At 59.2% G+C, this 19,616-nt stretch carries 21 protein-coding genes and 1 riboswitch; of the genes, 6 read left to right on the forward strand and 15 right to left on the reverse strand.

The genetic code is table 11. The features are described 5' to 3' along the window. Positions 1-31 precede the first annotated feature (31 nt). Positions 32-280, reverse strand: a riboswitch (cobalamin riboswitch). Positions 281-352: 72 nt separating this feature from the next. The 3 genes from LHAB_RS11845 (at position 353) to LHAB_RS11855 (ending at position 1,971) form a co-directional block, all read left to right on the forward strand. Beyond that, positions 353-583 (forward strand): DUF904 domain-containing protein, encoded by a 231-nt coding sequence (locus LHAB_RS11845; protein ID WP_090046593.1) that lies wholly within the window; start codon positions 353-355, stop codon positions 581-583. Beyond that, the gene (locus LHAB_RS11850; RefSeq protein WP_090046595.1) at positions 580-906 is read left to right on the forward strand and encodes a cell division protein ZapA; all 327 of its coding nucleotides are present in this window, start codon (positions 580-582) and stop codon (positions 904-906) included. Before LHAB_RS11845 ends, LHAB_RS11850 begins: the two co-directional genes overlap by 4 nt. Positions 907-1,155: 249 nt before the next feature. After that, the gene (locus LHAB_RS11855; RefSeq protein ID WP_090046597.1) at positions 1,156-1,971 is read left to right on the forward strand and encodes a sulfite exporter TauE/SafE family protein; all 816 of its coding nucleotides are present in this window, start codon (positions 1,156-1,158) and stop codon (positions 1,969-1,971) included. A gap of 62 nt (positions 1,972-2,033) precedes the next feature. On the opposite strand, the gene LHAB_RS11860 is transcribed toward LHAB_RS11855, so the two are convergent. Both LHAB_RS11860 and hemN read right to left on the reverse strand, forming a co-directional pair. Next, entirely contained in the window at positions 2,034-2,711 is a 678-nt protein-coding gene (locus tag LHAB_RS11860; protein WP_090046599.1) for a sulfite exporter TauE/SafE family protein, read from the reverse strand. Between the two features lie 68 nt (positions 2,712-2,779). Then, positions 2,780-4,162, reverse strand: a complete 1,383-nt coding sequence (gene hemN / locus LHAB_RS11865; protein WP_090046601.1) for an oxygen-independent coproporphyrinogen III oxidase — start codon at positions 4,160-4,162, stop codon at positions 2,780-2,782. A gap of 207 nt (positions 4,163-4,369) precedes the next feature. On the opposite strand from hemN, the gene fnr reads away from it, so the two are divergent. Next, entirely contained in the window at positions 4,370-5,092 is a 723-nt protein-coding gene (gene fnr / locus LHAB_RS11870; protein WP_090046603.1) for a fumarate/nitrate reduction transcriptional regulator Fnr, read from the forward strand. Between the two features lie 38 nt (positions 5,093-5,130). Here fnr and LHAB_RS11875 read toward each other — a convergent pair whose 3' ends face one another. The 9 genes from LHAB_RS11875 to LHAB_RS11915 all read right to left on the reverse strand — a co-directional run bounded on the left by LHAB_RS11875 (position 5,131) and on the right by LHAB_RS11915 (position 13,024). Beyond that, a complete protein-coding gene (locus LHAB_RS11875; protein WP_090046605.1) occupies positions 5,131-5,367 on the reverse strand; it encodes a hypothetical protein in 237 nt (78 codons plus the stop codon). A gap of 17 nt (positions 5,368-5,384) precedes the next feature. After that, positions 5,385-5,669 (reverse strand): nitrogen fixation protein FixH, encoded by a 285-nt coding sequence (locus tag LHAB_RS11880; protein WP_090046607.1) that lies wholly within the window; start codon positions 5,667-5,669, stop codon positions 5,385-5,387. Positions 5,670-5,695: 26 nt separating this feature from the next. Next, positions 5,696-7,078 (reverse strand): cytochrome c oxidase accessory protein CcoG, encoded by a 1,383-nt coding sequence (ccoG, locus tag LHAB_RS11885; protein ID WP_090047932.1) that lies wholly within the window; start codon positions 7,076-7,078, stop codon positions 5,696-5,698. Positions 7,079-7,210: 132 nt separating this feature from the next. After that, positions 7,211-8,143 (reverse strand): cytochrome-c oxidase, cbb3-type subunit III, encoded by a 933-nt coding sequence (ccoP, locus tag LHAB_RS11890; RefSeq protein ID WP_090046609.1) that lies wholly within the window; start codon positions 8,141-8,143, stop codon positions 7,211-7,213. Positions 8,144-8,184: 41 nt separating this feature from the next. Continuing rightward, a complete protein-coding gene (locus LHAB_RS11895; protein WP_090046611.1) occupies positions 8,185-8,325 on the reverse strand; it encodes a cbb3-type cytochrome oxidase subunit 3 in 141 nt (46 codons plus the stop codon). A gap of 9 nt (positions 8,326-8,334) precedes the next feature. Then, the gene (ccoO, locus tag LHAB_RS11900; protein ID WP_090046613.1) at positions 8,335-8,961 is read right to left on the reverse strand and encodes a cytochrome-c oxidase, cbb3-type subunit II; all 627 of its coding nucleotides are present in this window, start codon (positions 8,959-8,961) and stop codon (positions 8,335-8,337) included. 13 nt (positions 8,962-8,974) lie between these two features. Continuing rightward, entirely contained in the window at positions 8,975-10,411 is a 1,437-nt protein-coding gene (gene ccoN, locus LHAB_RS11905) for a cytochrome-c oxidase, cbb3-type subunit I (RefSeq protein ID WP_090046615.1), read from the reverse strand. A gap of 72 nt (positions 10,412-10,483) precedes the next feature. After that, on the reverse strand, positions 10,484-10,621 hold the full coding sequence (gene ccoS, locus LHAB_RS11910) for a cbb3-type cytochrome oxidase assembly protein CcoS (RefSeq protein WP_090046617.1): 138 nt from the start codon (positions 10,619-10,621) through the stop codon (positions 10,484-10,486). Positions 10,622-10,630: 9 nt separating this feature from the next. Beyond that, on the reverse strand, positions 10,631-13,024 hold the full coding sequence (locus LHAB_RS11915) for a heavy metal translocating P-type ATPase (RefSeq protein WP_194943171.1): 2,394 nt from the start codon (positions 13,022-13,024) through the stop codon (positions 10,631-10,633). Between the two features lie 106 nt (positions 13,025-13,130). Between LHAB_RS11915 and LHAB_RS11920 the strand changes: the two genes are divergently transcribed. Further along, a complete protein-coding gene (locus tag LHAB_RS11920) occupies positions 13,131-13,574 on the forward strand; it encodes a universal stress protein (protein WP_090046619.1) in 444 nt (147 codons plus the stop codon). A 121-nt stretch (positions 13,575-13,695) separates the two neighbouring features. On the opposite strand, the gene LHAB_RS11925 is transcribed toward LHAB_RS11920, so the two are convergent. From LHAB_RS11925 to lgt, 3 genes are all read right to left on the reverse strand, one after another. Then, the gene (locus LHAB_RS11925) at positions 13,696-15,240 is read right to left on the reverse strand and encodes a malonate--CoA ligase (RefSeq protein WP_090046621.1); all 1,545 of its coding nucleotides are present in this window, start codon (positions 15,238-15,240) and stop codon (positions 13,696-13,698) included. Between the two features lie 76 nt (positions 15,241-15,316). After that, the gene (locus LHAB_RS11930; RefSeq protein ID WP_090046624.1) at positions 15,317-16,312 is read right to left on the reverse strand and encodes a Bug family tripartite tricarboxylate transporter substrate binding protein; all 996 of its coding nucleotides are present in this window, start codon (positions 16,310-16,312) and stop codon (positions 15,317-15,319) included. 88 nt (positions 16,313-16,400) lie between these two features. Beyond that, entirely contained in the window at positions 16,401-17,198 is a 798-nt protein-coding gene (gene lgt / locus LHAB_RS11935; RefSeq protein ID WP_090047936.1) for a prolipoprotein diacylglyceryl transferase, read from the reverse strand. A 103-nt stretch (positions 17,199-17,301) separates the two neighbouring features. On the opposite strand from lgt, the gene ilvD reads away from it, so the two are divergent. Beyond that, positions 17,302-19,002, forward strand: coding sequence for a dihydroxy-acid dehydratase (gene ilvD, locus LHAB_RS11940; RefSeq protein ID WP_090046626.1), 1,701 nt, complete (start codon positions 17,302-17,304; stop codon positions 19,000-19,002). A gap of 91 nt (positions 19,003-19,093) precedes the next feature. Here the strand turns inward: ilvD and LHAB_RS11945 are convergent, their stop codons facing one another. Continuing rightward, positions 19,094-19,501, reverse strand: a complete 408-nt coding sequence (locus tag LHAB_RS11945) for a GlcG/HbpS family heme-binding protein (protein ID WP_090046628.1) — start codon at positions 19,499-19,501, stop codon at positions 19,094-19,096. Between the last annotated feature and the right edge of the window lie 115 nt (positions 19,502-19,616).

Raw genomic sequence — 19,616 nt, forward strand, 5'->3', positions numbered from 1 at the left:
CCGACAGTGCATGGGCTTTACAACCTGTCTTGCGACAGGTCACCTTGTTGGCCGGTATCCGGGCTGACAGATGCGACCTTCATCACCTTCCCAGCTGCCTGTTTCAGGGCGGCCAGTGGTTTGAGATGAAAGCTGGGTTTCCGTTTGACTGAAAACCCGTCTGCTTACCGTTGCGGGGGCAGCGCAGGTTAGGTGGGCCGAGATGGCTTTTCCCTCCTGCTTCCCGTTGAACTGCGCGCCGTGAACCGGCATCGCGAGCACCAACAGGTTTCATTTTATGCCTCAAGCTGTCGTCCAGCCTACAAAATAGCCCCACGATCTACAATGCGACACTTATTTCCCTTTGATTGCCATGGCCCATTCCAACACCATTGATCAAATTGCTGAGCGTGTGGATCATCTGTTGCTGCGCCACGAGGAGCTTCAACGCACCAATGCATTGCTGGCCCAGCAAGTTCAGGTGCTGACACTCGAACGTGACCAACTCAAGTCCCGACTGGCAGCCGCCAGAGCTCGCGTCGATGCCCTCATCGAGCGTTTGCCCGCTTCCAACGCACCCGCATCTCCTGAGGCTTCAGCATGAGCAACAAACAATTGGATGTCCAGATCATGGGGCAAAGCTACATCCTTGGCTGCCCTGAGGGTGGAGAGGATCGCTTGTTGGCCGCTGTGCGCAAAGTGGACGAGGCCATGTGCAAGATCCGCGATGCCGGCAAAATCAAGGCGCGCGACCGCATTGCTGTTTTGGCGGCACTGAATCTGGCTTTTGATCAAGACCCCAACCCTGCTCAGGCCCCTGCGGTCCCCACAACTGCTGTCGATATCCCTGAGTCATCACAAGAGCGCTTGTCTCAGTTGCTCAAACGTTTGGACCATGTGCTGGAGCAAGACGGCCAATTGATCTGACGCAGAGGTGGGTCTGTGCCGGGTCTTTTGAAAGACCTACAATGTGCAGGTCTGCAGTGCACGCCGGGCTTTATATTTCCTTGAACCAATGCTCTTAGAGCCCGGGCTTGGTACATTGGCTGGTGAGCGTGATCATCTCGCGTCAGATGAACCCAACGCCAGTCTGCCCTCGCCCACCTGAACCCCGGTTCAGGATGCCGGTCCGGTGGCACTTGCAGACACCTTCTTTTTTATGTCCCCATTCCCCCCATGATCATCGAACCTCTGCTGTTGGCCGAATTGGCCGTTTTGGGCCTGTGCACTGGCTTTTTGGCGGGCCTCTTGGGCATTGGTGGTGGCATGATCATGGTGCCTTTCTTGACCTACATGCTGGGCGCACGAGGCGTCAGCCCCGACCTGGCGGTCAAAATGGCGATTGCCACATCCATGGCCACCATCATTTTCACCAGCGTCTCCAGCGTGCGTGCCCACCACAAGAAAAAAGCCGTGCGCTGGGATTTGGTCAAGGGACTGGCACCGGGCATTGTCATCGGCAGCTTGATCGGCAGCCTCGGCATTTTTGCCTTTGCCAAAGGCACTTACCTGGCCTTGTTCTTCGCGGCCTTTGTGGGGTTTTCGGCCACGCAAATGTTTCTGGACAAAAAACCTGCGCCTTCGCGTCAGGTGCCCGGTTTTCAGGGCTTGCTGGGCGCAGGTGGACTGATCGGCTTGCTGTCGGGCCTGGTGGGCGCTGGCGGCGGCTTCATCAGTGTGCCTTTCATGGCTTGGTGCAACGTGGCCATCCACAACGCCGTGGCCACCAGTGCGGCCTTGGGTTTTCCCATCGCTCTGGCCAACGTGGCCGGTTACATCGTGAGCGGCCAGAATGTGCAAGATTTGCCGACCTACAGCTTTGGCTACTTGTGGTTGCCCGCTTTGGTGGTGATCGCGACTTGCAGCGTGCTGATGGCCCCCATTGGGGCAGCCACCGCGCACAAACTGCCGGTCAAACAGCTCAAGCGCGTGTTTGCCAGTGTGCTCTATCTGCTGGCTGCTTACATGCTCTACAAAGGTCTGGCCGCCTGATCGATGGGCCCATTTGGAGTCCCCACCGGTCAGCTCTGACGGTCTAATGAGTTGTCTTGGTCTCAGGGTGTCATGCACCATGGCGCCTGGTCATGCACCAGGCCCATCCACAAGGCCCAGGCTGAGACGCTCGCCAGTGCCAAGCCCGCGACCCGCATGCCCCAGGCGCCGTCGCCCAGCGACTGCATGCGCAAAAAAAGCCATGGCCCGGCCCATAGGCTGATGCTGCTGCCCATCGCAAACAAAGCCATGGTGGCAGCACCCTCCAAGGGCTGGCTGGTCAAGGCGGCCACCATCAAGGCGGAATACAACAAGCCACAAGGCATGAATGCCCACAGCCCACCCACCATCCAGGGCGCAGCCCTCCCCCAACTGGCGTTGAAAGCCCGAATGCGCGCCCACAAGCGACGAGCTGCCCCATCGAGCCAGACAGGTTGACGTGCCTGCAGCATGAGCAGCAAGCCCAACACCAGAGCCGCCAGGTGCAGCAAGGTCCAGACCGGACGAATGGCGGCCGACTGTGTCGTCAGCCAGCCCAAGCCTTGCACGCTGGCCGCGGCCAGCGCACCCAAGAGCGCGTAGCCACCCAATCGGCCCAGCTGAAACGCCAACAAGGCCTGCGAACGCCGTTCACCCGCAGCCTGCCCCAGACCCGCGCAGGCTGCACCGCACATGGCCACGCAGTGCGGGCCACCCAGCACCCCCATCATCAAGGCCGTGATGGCCAAAGAACTTTGCATGGCGTTTTCGCTTCAATGTCGAGGCGTCTATTGTCGGCGATGAAGACAGCCACGGATGCACGGGTCTATCAGATGATTTTGGAAAACCGCGAATGGTTGCGGTCGTCCTGTACATAGCGGTCGAACACCATGGCCACGCCGCGCACAAAGAACCAACCCATGGCGGTGACCTGAATGCCGCTCTCACTCAGATGCACCAGACCTTGCGCCTGCATCGCTTCGAGTTGGGTCAACTCTTTGGCAAACAAGGTCTTGAAGTCGACCAGCCAGGCCAGGTTGATGGACTCGTATTGCAAATGCCCCTGGCACATGAGCGCCATGATGACCGAGCGGCGGATCAGGTCGTCGCGCGTGAGTGCCAGGCCCCGCACCACCGGAAAATGGCCTTGGTCGAGCAAGTCGGCATACTCTTCCAGGGTCTTGGCGTTTTGGCTGTAGGTCGCGCCGATGCGGCCGATCGAGGACACGCCCAGCGCAATCAGGTCGCAATCGGCCTGCGTGCTGTAGCCTTGGAAATTGCGGTGCAAACGCCCTTGGCGTTTGGCCACGGCCAGGGCATCACCCGGCAAGGCGAAGTGGTCCATGCCGATGTAGACATAGCCCGCTTCGGTCAGGGCGTCGAGCGAGCGCGAGAGCATGGCCACCTTGGCTGCACCTGCTGGCAGCTCTTCGGCGTGAATACGGCGCTGCGGCTTGAATCGCTCAGGCAAGTGCGCGTAGGCATACAGCGCGATGCGGTCAGGACGCAGACTTTTCACCTGCGCCAGCGTACGGTCAAAAGATTCGGGCGTTTGCAGAGGCAGGCCATAAATCAGGTCGACGTTGACCGACTCAAAACCCAATCGGCGAGAAGCCTCGACCAAAGCAAACACCTGGTCTGCAGGCTGGATGCGGTGCACGGCTTTTTGCACCGCAGGGTCAAAGTCCTGCACGCCAAAACTCAGGCGATTGAAACCCAGCTCGGCCAACACGGCCAGCCGGTTCTCGTCCACGGTGCGCGGGTCCACCTCGACAGAGTATTCACCGCCTGGGACGAATTCAAAGTGCTCACGCAACAAGGCCATGAGTTGCTGCAACTCGTCGTCGCTCATGAAGGTGGGCGTGCCACCGCCCAGGTGCAGCTGGCTGACCGACTGCCCTCGCCCCAGGTGCCGGGTGTGCAGCGCCACCTCTTTGCTGAGGTATTTCAAATAATCCGCAGCCCGCTCTTTGTGTTTGGTGATGATTTTGTTGCAGGCGCAGTAGTAGCACAGCGATTCGCAAAACGGAATGTGCACGTAGAGCGACAGTGGCGACTGTTTGCCCACCATGCCCGATTGGCGCTGTTTCAGGGCCTGCACGTAATCGGCCTCGCCAAAGGCTTCGACAAAGCGATCGGCTGTCGGGTAGGAGGTGTAACGCGGGCCAGGCACGTCAAAGCGTGTCAACAATTGAGGTGTGATGACGGACATGTGTCTGCCCCTTGATTCGAATGTGTTCAGAACAAGGCCGCACTTTGCCTGCTTGCATCTGCCCATGTGTTGACTCAGGTCAAACCCTTTACCGGTTTTCGGGGATTTCTGACTTGGACAGGGTACACCCTCAAATTCAGCGCTTGATTCGGTATAAGCTCAAGTCTTGATCCAAGGCAAATCCATTGCTCAACCAAGAGATAAACCATGAATCCCCAAGCCATCAAAGTCGCCTGCTCCAATTGCAACTTGCGTGAGTTGTGCATGCCCATGGGCCTGAGCGACCACGACCTCAACCGCCTCGACGATCTGGTGGCCGTGCGCCGCAGAATCAAGCGGGGCGACACCCTGTTCACCAACGGTGAAAAATTTACATCCCTTTACGCCATTCGGACTGGCTTCTTCAAGACCTGTCTGGCCACCGAAGACGGGCGAGACCAAGTCACGGGCTTTCAGATGGCGGGCGAGATCATTGGCCTGGACGGCATCGTGAACGACCAACACAGCTGCGATGCGGTGGCGCTGGAAGATGCGGAAGTGTGTGTCATGCCCTTTGACCGGATCGAAGAAATTTCGCGTGAAGTGACCGCACTGCAAAGCCATGTTCACAAAATCATGAGCCGCGAGATCGTGCGCGAGCACGGCGTGATGTTGCTGCTGGGCAGCATGCGCGCCGAAGAGCGATTGGCCGCTTTTTTGTTGAATCTGGTGCAACGTTTGCACGCCCGCGGTTTCTCACAGTCCGAACTGGTGTTGCGCATGACGCGTGAAGAAATCGGCAGCTACCTGGGCCTCAAGCTCGAAACCGTCAGCCGAACTTTCTCAAAGTTCGTGGAAGACGGCACTGTGGAAGTCAAGCAGCGCCATGTGCGTATTCTGGACACCGAAGGCCTGCAGCGACTGGTCAACAACACAGCACATTGCCACTGAACTTTGGGCGTCAGCGCTGAAAGCGCTGTTCAGTACTTTCAGCGGTTGACCTCAGTCGAAGTCATGCCCAACAGCAGCGTCAATGCGCTGGACAAGACGGCCAAGGCCCAAAAAGCAAAAAAGGCCAGCGTGTAAACCGCCTGTCTGGACAGGTCCAGGTCTTGGCCGAACCAGTTCAGGTCTTGCGGATCGACAAAAGCGAACACCAGCATTTCCAAAAGGCCCGCGACCAAAAAGGCAGGCCAAACGATCCACATCCAGCGTTGAGCGAGCATAGCGTTTACCTAGGTGGTCAGGGTTTGGTGGGCTCAGCAGCAGGTGCTTGCAGCGCAGCGGGCAACTCGCCCGTGGCCGCATGGTTGCGCCCCTGCATGGCGGGGACGTGGGTGATGCCCTGGCGCTCTTGCATGGCCGTGCGCGGTGTCACATTGAGCACCGGGTCCGGGTTGGCTACGGCAATGTAGAGCGTGATGAACCCAGCCACCACCACCACGGCAGGGCCTGCGATGACCATCCACACCAAGCCAAAACGCCACCAGGGTTGCCCCTCTTGTTGGACACTGCTGACATTGTTCATGGCTATCTTTCAAAAATGGGGGTCGCTCAGCGAGGGACCAAAAAAACGGTTTTTTCGCTCAGCTGACCGACCGATTGGCCATCGGACGAGCGGGACTCGATGCGGAAATGGATCGGGTGCGAACCCGCAGGCGCTGAGTCATAGGGCACTTGCAAACGCACGGACACCCAACGCGACTCGGTGGCACCCACGTCAACCAGCGGCTCAGTGGCCAGGCTCAGACCCGGCAGGCCATCGACTTGCAACTGGAAACTCAAGTTCTGCTCAGCCGCGTTCATGATTTGCAAGCGGTAGACGTTTTCAATTTTTCCTCCCGCCACGATGCGGGCCATGGTGGCGCGGTCTCGCACGATGTCCACCTTGAATGGATCGCGGCTCCACAAGGACAGCCCCACACCGATGATGATGGCCCACAGCACAGCGGTGTAAACCAAGACACGCGGTCGGAAAATGCGGCGCAGAGTTTGCGCCCTGCTCCAGCCCTTGTCCATGGCATTTTGTGTCGAAAACTTGATCAGGCCGCGCTCGTAACCGACCTTGTCCATCACGTTGTCGCACACGTCCACGCAAGCGCCGCAGCCAATGCACTCGTACTGCAAGCCTTTGCGGATGTCAATGCCTGTGGGACAGACCTGCACGCACAAGGTGCAGTCCACACAAGCGCCCAGCCCCAAGGCTTGGGGGTCGGCTTTTTTGGATCGTGCACCCCGAGGCTCGCCACGTGCCTCGTCGTAGGTGACGATCAAGGTGTCCTTGTCGAACATAGCGCTTTGAAAGCGCGCATAAGGGCACATGTATTTGCACACCTGTTCGCGCATGAAGCCCGCGTTCCCATAGGTGGCAAAGCTGTAAAACAGAATCCAGAAAATTTCCCAAGGGCCAAAGCCCAGGGAAAGGATCGACGCCGTCAATTCTCGGATCGGTGTGAAGTAGCCAACGAAGCTGAAACCCGTCCAAAGCGACAACACGATCCAAGCCAGTTGCTTGCCAGTTTTGCGCCAGATCTTGTTCAGGCTCATAGGTGCATCATCCAGGCGCATGCGGGCCGATCGGTCGCCCTCGAACTGGCGTTCGATCCAGATGAAAATTTCGGTGTAAACCGTTTGCGGGCAGGCAAAACCGCACCACAAGCGCCCCGCCACAGCGGTGAATAAAAAAAGCGACAGCGCCGAGATGACCAACAAAGCCGTCAAGTAAATGAAGTCCTGCGGATAGAGCACGAGGCCGAAGATGTAGAACCTGCGAGCGCCTAAGTCGAACAGCACCGCTTGGCGCTGCCCCCACTCCAGCCAAGGCAAACCGTAGAACACCAATTGCGTGATCACCACCATGAGCCAACGCCATTTGGCAAACACGCCCTGAACGCTTCGGGGGTAGATTTTTTGCTGCGCTTGGTACAGCGACACCATTTCCCCATCGCCCTCAACGGGCACGGGGTTGATCGGAATCACACTGCGAGTGGGACGATCTTCGGAAGAGGACAAAACACAGACCTTGCTTCAGTTTCTGCAACAGGACCTGCCTGCTGCAGAGGGTTTACATCATTTGGTAGGACTGACGGCAGCACTGACCACAGCATTGTTGGACAAGCCCCAGACATAGGAAGCCAAGACATGGATTTGGCCCTCGGTCAGCTTGGCGGCCTGTGCGGGCATCTGATTGACCTTGCCGTTGTTGATGATGTTCACAATGGCGTTCTCACCCCAGCCGTGCAACCAGATGTCGTCGGTCAAGTTAGGGGCCCCCATGGCATGGTTGCCCTTGCCGTCCATGCCGTGGCAGGCAGCGCAGGCACCGAACTTGGATTTACCCAGTTGTGCGCGCAAAGAGTCGTGCGGACTGCCCGACAGACTCAACACGTAGTGCGCCACGTTGCGCACGTCATCGGGCGTGCCGACCGCGGCAGCCATGGGCGGCATATTGCCTGCGCGGCCTTGCACCAAAGTGGTTTTGATCGCGTCGGGCGTGCCGCCATACAACCAATCGGCATCGGCCAAATTAGGGAAGCCCTTGCTGCCGCGTGCGTCAGAGCCGTGGCACTGGGCACAGTTGTTCATGAACAGACGATCACCAATGGCCAAGGCCTGAGGGTCCTTGGACACCTCTTCGGGCGGCATGCCAGAGAACTTGGCGTACAGGGGGGCCACTTCGGCATTGCCTTTGGCCACTTCAGCCTCGTACTGACCGGCCGAAGACCAGCCAAATTTTCCGGCAAAGTTGCCTGCACCGGGGTACATGGCGAGATAAACGAAGGCAAAAATGACCGTGATGATGAACAAGCCTACCCACCAACGGGGCAAAGGGTTGTTCATTTCGCGCAGGTCACCGTCCCAGACGTGGCCGGTGGTGTTGTCGTTAGCGGTCATGGCTTTGGCCTTGCCACTGAACCACAGCAAGAGCAAGCAGGCGATGATGCTGACCAGCGTGATGCCGGCCACGTACAAGTGCCAGAAATTGCTGATGAAGTCACTCATGGAGTTTCCTTGAAGTATTTTTTAGAGTTCTGGAGGACCGCTCAGTCGTCCTGGCGAAACGGCAATTGAGCTGCTTCGTCAAAGCTGGCTTGGTTGCGCCGCGACCAAGCCCAGACCACGATGCCGATGAATGCCAAGAAGGCAAGGACGGTCACGATAGATCGGAGAGTATTGATGTCCATGTCTGCGCCTTATTTGCGGTGAACGCCAAGCACTTGGAGGTAAGCAATGACCGCATCCAATTCGGTTTTGCCTTTGACTTCATCGGGTGCTTTGGCCAACTCTTCATCGGCATAAGGTGCGCCCAAGGTCCGCAAGGCCGTCATGCGTGCCACCACCGTGCCGTGGTCGGCAGCTGTCTTTTCCAGCCATGGGTAAGCTGGCATGTTGGATTCAGGAACCAAATCACGGGGATTGGTCAAGTGAATCCGGTGCCATTCATCGCTGTAGCGGCCACCCACGCGGGCCAGATCAGGACCCGTGCGCTTGGAGCCCCACTGGAAAGGCCGGTCGTAAACGAATTCACCGGCCAGCGAATAAGAGCCGTAACGCAGGGTTTCAGCACGGAAGGGGCGAATCATCTGCGAGTGGCAGTTGTAGCAGCCTTCGCGCACATACACATCGCGCCCGACCACTTGCAGTGCCGTGTAGGGCTTGAGACCCGGCACTGGCTCGGTGGTGGATTTCTGGAAGAACAGGGGCACGATTTCGACCATCCCACCGACCAACAAGACGATGAAGATCAGAACGATCATCAAAAAGTTGTTGGTTTCGATTTTCTCGTGTGACAAGCCACCTGATTTTGGGTTTTGAGCCATGTTTGATTTCTCCTCAGTGTGCAGGTGCGAGTGTCGGAATCTGCACTTCTACCGACCGGCCCATGGTCACGGTCTTGAAAGTGTTCCAAAGCATGATGACCATGCCACCCAGGTACAACAAACCACCCAGCAAACGCAAGGCATAAAATGGGAAAGTGGCTTTGACAGACTCCACAAAGGTGTATGTCAAGGTGCCGTCCGCGTTGATGGCTCGCCACATCAGGCCCTGCATCACACCGGCAATCCACATCGCCGCGATGTAGATCACAATGCCGATGGTGGCGGTCCAGAAGTGGATTTCAATGGCCTTGACGCTGTACATCTGCTTTTGGCCAAACAAACGGGGAATCAGGTAGTACATCGAACCCATGGTCACCAGCCCCACCCAGCCCAAAGCACCCGAGTGCACATGGCCCACGGTCCAGTCGGTGTAGTGGCTCAGCGCGTTGACGGTCTTGATGGACATCATCGGGCCTTCGAAGGTCGACATGCCATAGAAAGACAGGGACACGATCAAGAAGCGCAGGATCGGGTCGTCGCGCAATTTGTGCCAAGCACCCGAGAGGGTCATGATGCCGTTGATCATGCCGCCCCAGCTGGGAGCCAGCAAGATGAGCGAGAACACCATGCCCACAGACTGGGTCCAGTCGGGCAAGGCGGTGTAGTGCAGGTGGTGAGGACCGGCCCACATGTAAGTGAAGATCAGTGCCCAGAAGTGCACGATCGACAGCCGGTATGAATAGACGGGGCGTTCGGCTTGCTTGGGGATGAAGTAATACATCATGCCCAGGAAGCCAGCCGTGAGGAAGAAGCCCACCGCATTGTGGCCATACCACCACTGGACCATGGCGTCTTGCACACCGGCATAAGCCGAATACGAGTGCAGCAGGCCTGTGGGCAACTGGATGTTGTTGACGATGTGCAACAAAGCAACGGCGATGATGAAAGCACCAAAAAACCAGTTGGCCACGTAAATGTGACGCACTTTGCGAATGCCCACCGTGCCAAAGAACACAAAAGCAAACGCCACCCAGACCACGGCGATCAGCAGATCGATGGGCCAAATCAGCTCAGCATATTCGCGGCTTTGGGTCAAACCCAAAGGCAAAGAAATGGCCGCCAAAACGATGACCAACTGCCAACCCCAAAAGGTGAAAGCCGCCACTTTGTCGTTGATCAAGCGCACGTTACACGTGCGTTGAACCACGTAATAGGCGGCGGCAAACAAGCCGCAACCACCAAACGCAAAAATCACCGCGTTGGTGTGCAAGGGCCGCAAGCGACCATAGCTGAGCCAGGAAATGCCGAAATTGAGTTCCGGCCAGGTCAGTTGGGCCGCGATGATCACGCCCACCAGCATGCCCACCACTCCCCAAACCACCGTCATGATGGCGAATTGCCTGACAACTTTGTCGTTGTAGGTCGTCGCCTGCATATTGGCAAATTGCATTTTCACCTCTTGTTTTTAAAAAATCTACTTTTGAAGTGTGCCCGGGTATACACCCAGGCGACTTGATCAAAATCAATCGTCGCGCAAAATCCGCTCGCCTTCGGCCTCAATGTCTTCAAATTGGCCCCGGTCAATGGCCCACCACAGGCCGGCCAGGATGAAAAACACCAGCGCCACGGACAAGGGGATCAGCAAATAAAGAATGTCCATGTTGTTTTCTCAAGCGGGTTGAAGGACCAGCGCCTGCTGCTGCATCGCATCGGGCAAGGCCTGCGATAGGCGCAATGCATTGAGCACCACCAGCAAAGAGCTGAGCGCCATACCCAAGCCAGCGGCCCAGGCGGGCAGCCAACCCATGAGGGCCAGAGGCACACAAGTGGCGTTGTAGGCCGCCGACCACCACAGGTTTTGCCGCACGATGCGCATCGTTTGGCGGCTGCGATGCACCGTGCTGACCAGCACATCGAGCTGCCCACCCATCAACACAAAATCGGATTTGGACTGCGCCAGCGGCACGGCCTGTCCCAACGCAAAAGACACATCGGCCCCGGCCAGCACCGGGCCGTCGTTCAGACCGTCACCCACCATGGCCACTTTGTGCCCCTGGGCCTGCAAAGCCTGAAGGGCTTGCAATTTGTTCTGGGGGCTGCAGCCGCCTTGCGCATCCGCCATGCCCACGGCCTTCGCCACTTGGGCCACCGCAGCGGGGCCATCGCCGGACAACACCTTCAGGCTCAAACCCATTTGCGCCAAGGCACGCACCACACCCGCGGCCTCGGGGCGCACTTGCTCGGCCAACTCAAAGCTGGCCAACCAGCCGGACGCGTCCGCCAGACTCACCTGCAGGTGGTGCCCGGTGCGTGCCGGAGCAGCACAAAAAATGGCCGAGCCCAAACGCACGGTTTGAGCGGCTTGGGCTGGCCGGGTCAAAGTGGCTTGCACACCCTGCCCTGCCAGCTCCATCACGTCTTGCGCAGCCAGCGCTTCCAATTCATTCAAACGCCCTGCTGCTTCGGCGCGACGGCGAGCCTCGGACCACAGGGCACGCGAGACCGGGTGCAAGGAATGCCGCGCGAGACTGCCTGCCCAGTCCAGGGCCTGGGCCTGGCTCACACCATCGCGGGTGTGGATGCGAGCCACTTCAAAAGCATCCCGTGTCAGGGTGCCAGTCTTGTCAAAAATCACTGTGTCAATCAGCGCCAGATTTTGCAAGGCGCTCAGCCGCCTGACCAGGACGCCGCTGCGCGCCAAGGCCCCTGCCGTGGCCAGCATGGCCGCAGGCGTGGCCAGCGACAAAGCGCAAGGACAGGTCACGATCAGCACGGCGACCGCCACCATCACCGCGTGCGCGGGGTCGGTGGGCCACCAGTAAATGGCCGAAGCCAGCGAGGCCAGCATCACCGCGACCAAAAAGGGCTTGGCCCAGCGGTCCACCAGCTGCGCCATGGCAGGCTTGGAGACCGAGGCGCTTTCCATCAAGGCCACGATTTGTGCATAACGGGTGGCCGCGCCAATTTGCTCGATCTGCACCTGCAGCGTGCCGCTCAGGTTGTGGCTGCCTGCAATCACCCGGTCACCCGCACGCCGCGCCAGGGGACGCGACTCCCCCGTCAGCAAGGCTTCGTCCACCTGGGTCTGGCCAGCCAGCACCAGGCCATCACCTGCAAATGCCTCGCCGGGCCAGACCTCGATCACATCACCCACTTGCAAGCGGCGAATGGACATGAGCATCCATGAGCCATCGGTCTGGCGCTTGCGCACGCTGTCTGGCAAGCGGTTGAGCACCGCCTCCAGCGCCCCGGCCGTGCGGTCGCGCATGCGCAGCTCCAGCCAGCGGCCCGTCAGCAGAAAGAACACAAACATGGTGAACGAGTCAAAAAACACCTCGGCCCCGAACGGGCCCTGCGGTTCGAAGGTGCCCAGCGTGCTGACCACAAAAGTCACCACCATGCCCAAGGCCACGGGCAAATCCATGCTGATCTGGCGCTCGCGCAGGTCGCGCCAAGCCTGGCTGAAAAAAGGGGTGCACGAGAAAAACATCACCGGCAAAGACAACACCCAAGACGCCCAGCGCAGCAAATGCATGGCTTCGTCCGAGATGTCGCCCGGCTGCGTGAGGTACGTCGGCGTGGCGTACATCATGACTTGCATCATGCACATGGCCGCCACTGCCCAACGCCAGACCATGCGCCGGGCCTCTTCTCGCCTGCGCGCATGGGCGTGGGCGTCGTTGGCGGGCAAGGCCTTGTAGCCATGGCGCTCGACCGAGCGCATCCATTCAGAGGGGCGCGTGAGCTCAGGCGACCAGACGATCTGGCCCCGGTGGCTGGCACCGCTGATTTGCACCGACTGGACGCCGGGCACGGCCCGCAAAGCATCTTCCAGGGTGATGGCGCAGGCCGCGCAATGCATGCCTTCGAAGACAACGCTGGAGCGCCAGCAGCCCGACACGGTTTTTTCTGGCAAGCTGAATGTCGCCCATTCCTCGGGCGCATCGAGCAGTTCCAGTGGCTCAGGGGTATGGCGCTCGCTGGGTGTCAAATCCAGTGCCGCCAACGCGCCTTCGTCGAGTGAGGCCGCTGGCTGTCTGGGCAAAACATTGACTTGGGTCATGTTTGGAAGATACGACAGCCATCCCGACAAAAGCTTGATGTACATCAAGCGCCCCCATTTGTTGCTCTTTTAAGCTGGGTTTTTCCCTTCATGACAGGAGCACCCCATGTACAAACGCATCCTTGTGGCCACCGACGGCTCCACCTTGTCCAAAAAAGCCGTGGCCAGCGCCATCGATTTGGCTGCCACCTGTGGCGCAGAATTGGTCGCGATCAAGGTGGTCCCGCGCTACCCGCAGGCCTACTTTGAAGGCAGCATCCCGCTGTCCAGCGATGAGATTGGGCGGGTGGAGGCGCAATGGACCGAAGCGGCACGGGTCCAACTCGCCACAGTTGAAAAGAGCGCCAAGGCCAAAGCCGTCACCACCAAAGCCATCACGGTCAAATCAGATGTGGTTTCGGACGCCATCATTGCGGCAGCCAAAAAGCACAAGGCCGACCTGATTGTCATGGCGTCGCATGGCCGAAAAGGCATCAAACGCCTGTTGCTGGGCAGCGAAACCCAACAGGTGCTCACCCACTCGCACATCCCGGTGCTGGTGCTGCGCTGACGCCCGATCAGGTTCGCCGAGGCCTTGTTTCATCGTCTCGGCGGTCATCCCAGCAGGGCTTCGGAAACGGGGTGAGCCCAAACAAGCCTGAGCAAGATCAAGCCAAGCCAGTCCGGCGGGATCAGGTCGAAAACAGGTTTTTGTACTGATCGCGCAGCAGGTTCTTTTGCACCTTGCCCATGGTGTTGCGGGGCAACTCGGCCACCACAAAACAGCGTTTGGGGATCTTGAAGTTGGCCAGCTTGGCCTTGAGTTCGGCCAATATGGCTTCGGGCTGCACCTGAGATGCGAGCTTGGCAATCACCACCGCCACGCCCACTTCACCAAAGTCGGGATGGGGCACGCCCACCACGGCACTTTCGGCAACGCCCTTCATCTCATTGATGTAGCCCTCGATCTCGGCCGGGTAGACGTTGTAGCCGCCACTGATGATCAGGTCCTTGCTCCGGCCCACAATCGTCACATAGCCGCGCTCGTCCACTTGACCCACATCACCGGTCTTGAAGAAACCGTCGGCGGTGAATTCCTCAGCGGTTTTTTCGGGCATGCGCCAGTAACCCTTGAAGACGTTGGGCCCTTGAACCTGAATGCCCCCAATTTCGCCCACGGGCAAATCCTGCCCATCGTCGCCGCGCACACGCAACGACACACCGGGCAAGGGAAAGCCTACGGTGCCACCGCGCCGCTCACTCTGATGGGCATAGCGTTGTTCAGGGGCATAGGGGTTGGAGGTCAGCATGGCGGTCTCGCTCATGCCGTAGCGCTCCAAAATCGTGTGGCCCGTGCGTTCTTGCCAGTCGCTGAAGGTTTCGATCAACAAGGGCGCTGAGCCTGCGATGAACAGGCGCATGTTTTTCACGGCTGCCTTGTCCAGCGCGGGCTCGGCCAGCATGCGCACATACAGGGTGGGCACACCCATGAAGACGGTGGCACGGCCCATGTGCGCGATGACACGCTTTGGCTCGAACTTGGACATCCAGATCATCTTGCTGCCATTGATCAGCGCGCCGTGGATGGCCACAAACAAACCATGCACATGGAAGATGGGCAGCGCATGGATGAGCACATCCCCTTTTTTCCAACCCCAGTAATCCTTGAGCGTGAGTGCGTTGCTCAGCAAGTTGCCATGGGTGAGCATGGCCCCCTTGCTGCGGCCGGTGGTGCCGCTGGTGTACAAGATGGCGGCCAGGTCATCGGCACGGCGCGGCACTGCCTGGTGTTGGTCGCTGTGGTGGGCAGCGCGCTCCAGCAAACTGCCAGTACGGTCCTCGTTCAAAGTGAACACATGACGGGTACCCGCCTTGAAAGCGATCTTGCTGACCCAGCCGAAATTAGCGCCACTGCAAACCACCACGGCTGGCTCAGCGTTGCCAATGAAATACTCGATCTCGGCGCTTTGGTAGGCCGTGTTGAGCGGCAAAAAGACGCACCCGGCACGCAAGCAAGCCAGGTAAAGCACCATGGCTTCGACCGATTTTTCGACCTGAACCGCCACCCGACTGCCCTCGGGCAAATCCAGTGATTGCAGCAAATTGGCCACCATGGCTGTGGCGCGGTCCAAGTCTTGCCAGCTGTAGTGCAGGCCTTCATCGGTCTCCACCGCCGTGGTGGTCATGTCGGCAGGAAAAGCAGCCCGCAGGGCCGAAAACAGGTTGTCGTGGGTCATGGTTTCAAAATCGCAAAGAGAAAAAAGCATGAAAAATGGGCCCGATCACAGGCCCATTGAACATACCGAGCCGCACTCAGTCGAGCTTGGCCCCAGAAGCTTTGACCACCTGAGCCCACTTGGTCAGCTCTTTTTTGATGAAGCCTTCGAACTGCGTCGTGGTCAGGTTGGGAAATTCCGCCCCTTGGTTGGCCCAGACGGCTTTGGCCTCGTCGGTTTGGCAGGCGCGGCGGATTTCTTCAATCGCGCGCGCCTGGGCATCGGCGGGCGTGCCTTTGGGGGCCCACACGCCATACCAAGTGGAGACGGTGTAGTCGGGCAAACCCAACTCGGCCGAGCAAGGCACGTCCGGGAAGGCTGCATTGCGCTTGGCCCCCGAGACCATGAGGGCCTTGATGCGGCCGCCCTTGATGTGCGCCGCCGACGAGCCCAGCCCGTCGAACATCATGTCCACGTTGCCGGCAATCAGGTCTTGCAGGGCAGGACCTGCTCCCCGGTAGGGGATGTGGGTGATGAAGGTCTGGGTCTGCAGCTTGAACAACTCGCCGGCCAGATGGTGCGAAGTGCCGCCCCCGGCGGAGCCGTAATTCAGGCGTCCAGGGTTCTTTTTGACCATCTCCAAAAAGGCCTTGAAGTCGGCCGCTTGGACTTTTTTGGGATTGACCACCAGAACCTGGGGTACGTTGGCCACCAAAATCAGGGGGGTCAGGTCGCGCTCAAGGTCGTAGTCCAGCTTGGGGTACATGCTGGGCGCGATCGTGTGGTGCACGGCGCCCATGAACAGGTTGTACCCATCGGGCGTCGATTTGGCGGCAACGCCTGCACCCAGCGTGCCACCCGCGCCACCCCGGTTGTCAATGATGAGTTGCTTACCGGTCAATTTGGCAAACTGGGCCGACATGGGCCGGGCGAAAGCGTCGGTTCCGCCGCCTGCCGGGAAAGGCACCACCATGGTCACGGGTTTGGAAGGCCAGCCGCTTTGGGCTTGGGACCACACAGGCAAAGCGCCCGTCATGGCGGCCATGGCCTTCAAAAAATCGCGGCGTTGCTGTGCTTTGAACTGAACAGTCATGAAATGTCTCCTCGTTTTGGGTGTTCGCATCATAAGGTCAGACGGGCCAAAATGCTGGGCCGTCCCAGATGCCCCGGCAGCCCAGGTGTCACCCTTGGGTCTTGCGCCGCCAGACGATCAACAACGCTCCCCCCAGCATCATGGGCACGCACAGCCACTGGCCCATGCTCATGCCCAGACTCAACAGGCCCAGGTGTGCATCCGGTTCACGGAAGAATTCGGCTACGAAACGGAAAAAGCCATAACCCAGCAAAAAGGCCCCAGACACCTGCCCCGTGGGTCGGTCCTTGCGGGCAAACAACCAGAGCAACACAAACAGCAGCAAGCCTTCCAGCGCGATCTGGTAAAGCTGCGAGGGGTGACGCGGCAAATCGCCCGCCCCCCGAAAGACCATGCCCCAAGGCAACGAAGGATCGGCCACGCGGCCCCAAAGCTCGCCATTGAGGAAATTGCCCACCCGACCGGCGGCCAGCCCCGTGGGCACACAGGGCGCCACAAAATCCATGACCTGCAAAAACGGCCGCTGGCGGGTGCGGGCAAACCAGACCATGGCCAACATCACCCCCAGCAAACCGCCATGAAAACTCATGCCGCCTTGCCAGATGGCGAAGATTTCGAGCGGGTTAGACAGGTAATAAGCCGGTTTGTAAAACAGGCAGTAACCCACACGCCCGCCCAAGATGACGCCGAGCACGCCCAAAAACAGGATGTCCTCGACGTCGCGCTGTTGCCATTGCGGCAGGTTTTTGAAGGGCAAATGACCCAGACGCCGCATGCCCAGCCAGAAAAAAAGACCAAAAGCGGCCAGATAGGTCAGGCCATACCAATGGATGGCCAAGGGGCCCAACTGCAGGGCGACGGGGTCAATTTGAGGATGGATCAGCATGACCGGATTGTGCACCGGAGATGCGCACCAACAGACTCAAAAGCCTGACCAGCGCCCGTTAGAATGTGGCGACCTTCTTTTGGGCTTCTACAGAGACACCACCATGAGCGACAAAATCATCAAAATCACCCCCATCAACAGCCGCAGCGCCAACATCACCGAGGGCAAATCCCGAGCCCCCAACCGTTCGATGTACTACGCCATGGGCTACGAAGAAGGCGATTTCGTCAAACCCATGGTCGGTGTGGCCAACGGCCACAGCACCATCACCCCCTGCAACAGCGGTTTGCAAAAGCTGGCCGATGCCGCCATTGAGGGCATCGAAGCCGCCGGTGGCAACGCCCAAGTGTTCGGTACCCCCACCATCTCGGACGGCATGGCCATGGGCACCGAGGGCATGAAGTACTCGCTGGTGTCCCGCGAGGTGATTGCTGACTGCGTGGAGACTTGCGTGCAAGGCCAGTGGATGGACGGCGTCTTGGTCGTTGGCGGTTGCGACAAGAACATGCCCGGGGGCCTGATGGGCATGTTGCGCGCCAACGTCCCTGCCATTTACGTTTATGGCGGCACCATTTTGCCGGGCCGCTACCAAGGCAAAGACCTGAACATCGTGAGCGTGTTTGAAGCCGTGGGCGAAAACGCCGCGGGCAAGATGAGCGACTTTGACCTGAAAGAAATCGAAAAACGCGCCATCCCCGGCACAGGTTCTTGCGGCGGCATGTACACCGCCAACACCATGTCCTCGGCTTTTGAGGCGCTGGGCATTTCCTTGCCCTACTCCTCCACCATGGCCAACGTGCATGACGAAAAAGTCGAGTCGGCCAAGGAGTCAGCCCGCGTTCTGGTGGAGGCCATCCGCAAAGGCATCAAGCCGCGCGACATCGTGACCCGCAAGTCCATTGAAAATGCTGTGGCCGTGATCATGGCCACCGGCGGTTCGACCAATGCGGTGCTGCACTTTTTGGCGATTGCTCACTGCGCAGGCGTGGAATGGACCATCGACGACTTCGAGCGCATCCGCCAACGCACGCCTGTTTTGTGCGACCTGAAACCCAGCGGCAAAGCTTTGGCTGTGGACCTGCATGTGGCCGGTGGCATTCCGCAAGTCATGAAGATTTTGCTCAATGCGGGCTTGTTGCACGGCGACTGCATCACCATCACCGGCCAGACCATTGCCGAGGTGCTCAAGGATGTGCCCGACTCCCCACCCGAGCAAAGCGTCATCCACACCATCGACAACGCCATGTACAAGCAAGGCCACCTGGCCATCTTGAAGGGCAACCTGTCGCCCGAAGGTGCCGTGGCCAAGATCACCGGCCTGAAAAACCCGGTCATCACCGGCCCGGCTCGCGTGTTCGACGACGAACAATCGGCCCTGGAAGCCATTTTGGCCGGCAAGATCAAGGCCGGTGACGTGATGGTTTTGCGCTACCTCGGCCCCAAAGGCGGCCCTGGCATGCCCGAGATGCTGGCGCCCACGGGTGCGCTGATTGGCGCGGGTCTGGGTGAAAGCGTTGGCTTGATCACCGACGGCCGTTTCTCGGGGGGCACCTGGGGCATGGTGGTAGGACACGTTGCCCCTGAAGCTGCAGCCGGCGGCACCATTGCGTTTGTGAATGAAGGTGACAGCATCACCATCGATGCACACAAGCTGATTTTGGAGTTGAACGTGCCCGAAGCCGAACTGGCCAAACGCCGCGAAGGCTGGAAAGCCCCAGAGCCCCGCTACACCCGTGGCGTGCAAGCCAAGTTTGCCTTCAACGCTTCGAGCGCCAGCAAAGGCGCGGTGCTCGACTTGTATTGACAGCACGCTATCGACAGAAAAAAAGCCCGCTGAATTCAGCGGGCTTTTTTTTCGTCCCGGCGGCTGCCAAGCAGCCACGGGTCGGGGGGGGTTAAAGGCCGATGGCTGCGATACCCGCTTTGGCGATCTGCGCGTCTTCGATCGACTTGACGCCGCTCACGCCCACGGCTCCGAGGCAAAAGCCGTCTTTCATGATCGGGACGCCACCTTCGAGCATGCCCTGGACGGTGGGGGCCGACAAAAACGAGGTGCGACCGCCGTTGATGATGTCTTCGTAGGCCTTTGTTTCCCTGCGACCCAGCGCAGCCGTGTGCGCCTTGGCAGGCGCGATGTGGGCTGACAGGGGGGCTGCACCATCCAGGCGTGCAAAGTGGAGCAAATGGCCACCGGCATCCACAATGGCGATGCTCACCACCCAGTTGTTTTTGAGGGCTTCGGCTTCGGCCGCAGCGGCAATGGCTTTGACATCGGACAGTTCAAGGCTGGCTTGTGTTTTCATGGTGGTTAGAAAGCAGTTGGAAAATGTCAAGGATACACGGGCCGACTGGCACGATTGCACACCCCTGCGCAAAACTGATTCACCCAGATAACCCCATGGCAGAGCGGATATTGAC

Source organism: Limnohabitans sp. 2KL-27 (assembly GCF_001269345.1).
Taxonomy (GTDB): Bacteria; Pseudomonadota; Gammaproteobacteria; order Burkholderiales; family Burkholderiaceae_C; genus Limnohabitans_A.

What these genes read in the sequence shown, in the direction of transcription:
- LHAB_RS11875 (WP_090046605.1), bottom strand. Translation starts at nt 5,367, where the DNA reads ATGCTCGCTCAACGCTGGATGTGGATCGTTTGGCCTGCCTTTTTGGTC.
- hemN (WP_090046601.1), bottom strand. Translation starts at nt 4,162, where the DNA reads ATGTCCGTCATCACACCTCAATTGTTGACACGCTTTGACGTGCCTGGC.
- LHAB_RS11945 (WP_090046628.1), bottom strand. Translation starts at nt 19,501, where the DNA reads ATGAAAACACAAGCCAGCCTTGAACTGTCCGATGTCAAAGCCATTGCC.
- LHAB_RS11860 (WP_090046599.1), bottom strand. Translation starts at nt 2,711, where the DNA reads ATGCAAAGTTCTTTGGCCATCACGGCCTTGATGATGGGGGTGCTGGGT.
- ccoS (WP_090046617.1), bottom strand. Translation starts at nt 10,621, where the DNA reads ATGGACATTCTTTATTTGCTGATCCCCTTGTCCGTGGCGCTGGTGTTT.
- ccoP (WP_090046609.1), bottom strand. Translation starts at nt 8,143, where the DNA reads ATGAGTGACTTCATCAGCAATTTCTGGCACTTGTACGTGGCCGGCATC.
- LHAB_RS11920 (WP_090046619.1), top strand. Translation starts at nt 13,131, where the DNA reads ATGTACAAACGCATCCTTGTGGCCACCGACGGCTCCACCTTGTCCAAA.
- LHAB_RS11915 (WP_194943171.1), bottom strand. Translation starts at nt 13,024, where the DNA reads ATGACCCAAGTCAATGTTTTGCCCAGACAGCCAGCGGCCTCACTCGAC.
- ccoG (WP_090047932.1), bottom strand. Translation starts at nt 7,078, where the DNA reads ATGGTGTCGCTGTACCAAGCGCAGCAAAAAATCTACCCCCGAAGCGTT.
- lgt (WP_090047936.1), bottom strand. Translation starts at nt 17,198, where the DNA reads ATGCTGATCCATCCTCAAATTGACCCCGTCGCCCTGCAGTTGGGCCCC.
- LHAB_RS11850 (WP_090046595.1), top strand. Translation starts at nt 580, where the DNA reads ATGAGCAACAAACAATTGGATGTCCAGATCATGGGGCAAAGCTACATC.
- LHAB_RS11895 (WP_090046611.1), bottom strand. Translation starts at nt 8,325, where the DNA reads ATGGACATCAATACTCTCCGATCTATCGTGACCGTCCTTGCCTTCTTG.
- LHAB_RS11880 (WP_090046607.1), bottom strand. Translation starts at nt 5,669, where the DNA reads ATGAACAATGTCAGCAGTGTCCAACAAGAGGGGCAACCCTGGTGGCGT.
- ilvD (WP_090046626.1), top strand. Translation starts at nt 17,302, where the DNA reads ATGAGCGACAAAATCATCAAAATCACCCCCATCAACAGCCGCAGCGCC.
- LHAB_RS11930 (WP_090046624.1), bottom strand. Translation starts at nt 16,312, where the DNA reads ATGACTGTTCAGTTCAAAGCACAGCAACGCCGCGATTTTTTGAAGGCC.
- LHAB_RS11925 (WP_090046621.1), bottom strand. Translation starts at nt 15,240, where the DNA reads ATGACCCACGACAACCTGTTTTCGGCCCTGCGGGCTGCTTTTCCTGCC.
- LHAB_RS11845 (WP_090046593.1), top strand. Translation starts at nt 353, where the DNA reads ATGGCCCATTCCAACACCATTGATCAAATTGCTGAGCGTGTGGATCAT.
- LHAB_RS11855 (WP_090046597.1), top strand. Translation starts at nt 1,156, where the DNA reads ATGATCATCGAACCTCTGCTGTTGGCCGAATTGGCCGTTTTGGGCCTG.
- fnr (WP_090046603.1), top strand. Translation starts at nt 4,370, where the DNA reads ATGAATCCCCAAGCCATCAAAGTCGCCTGCTCCAATTGCAACTTGCGT.
- ccoN (WP_090046615.1), bottom strand. Translation starts at nt 10,411, where the DNA reads ATGCAATTTGCCAATATGCAGGCGACGACCTACAACGACAAAGTTGTC.
- ccoO (WP_090046613.1), bottom strand. Translation starts at nt 8,961, where the DNA reads ATGGCTCAAAACCCAAAATCAGGTGGCTTGTCACACGAGAAAATCGAA.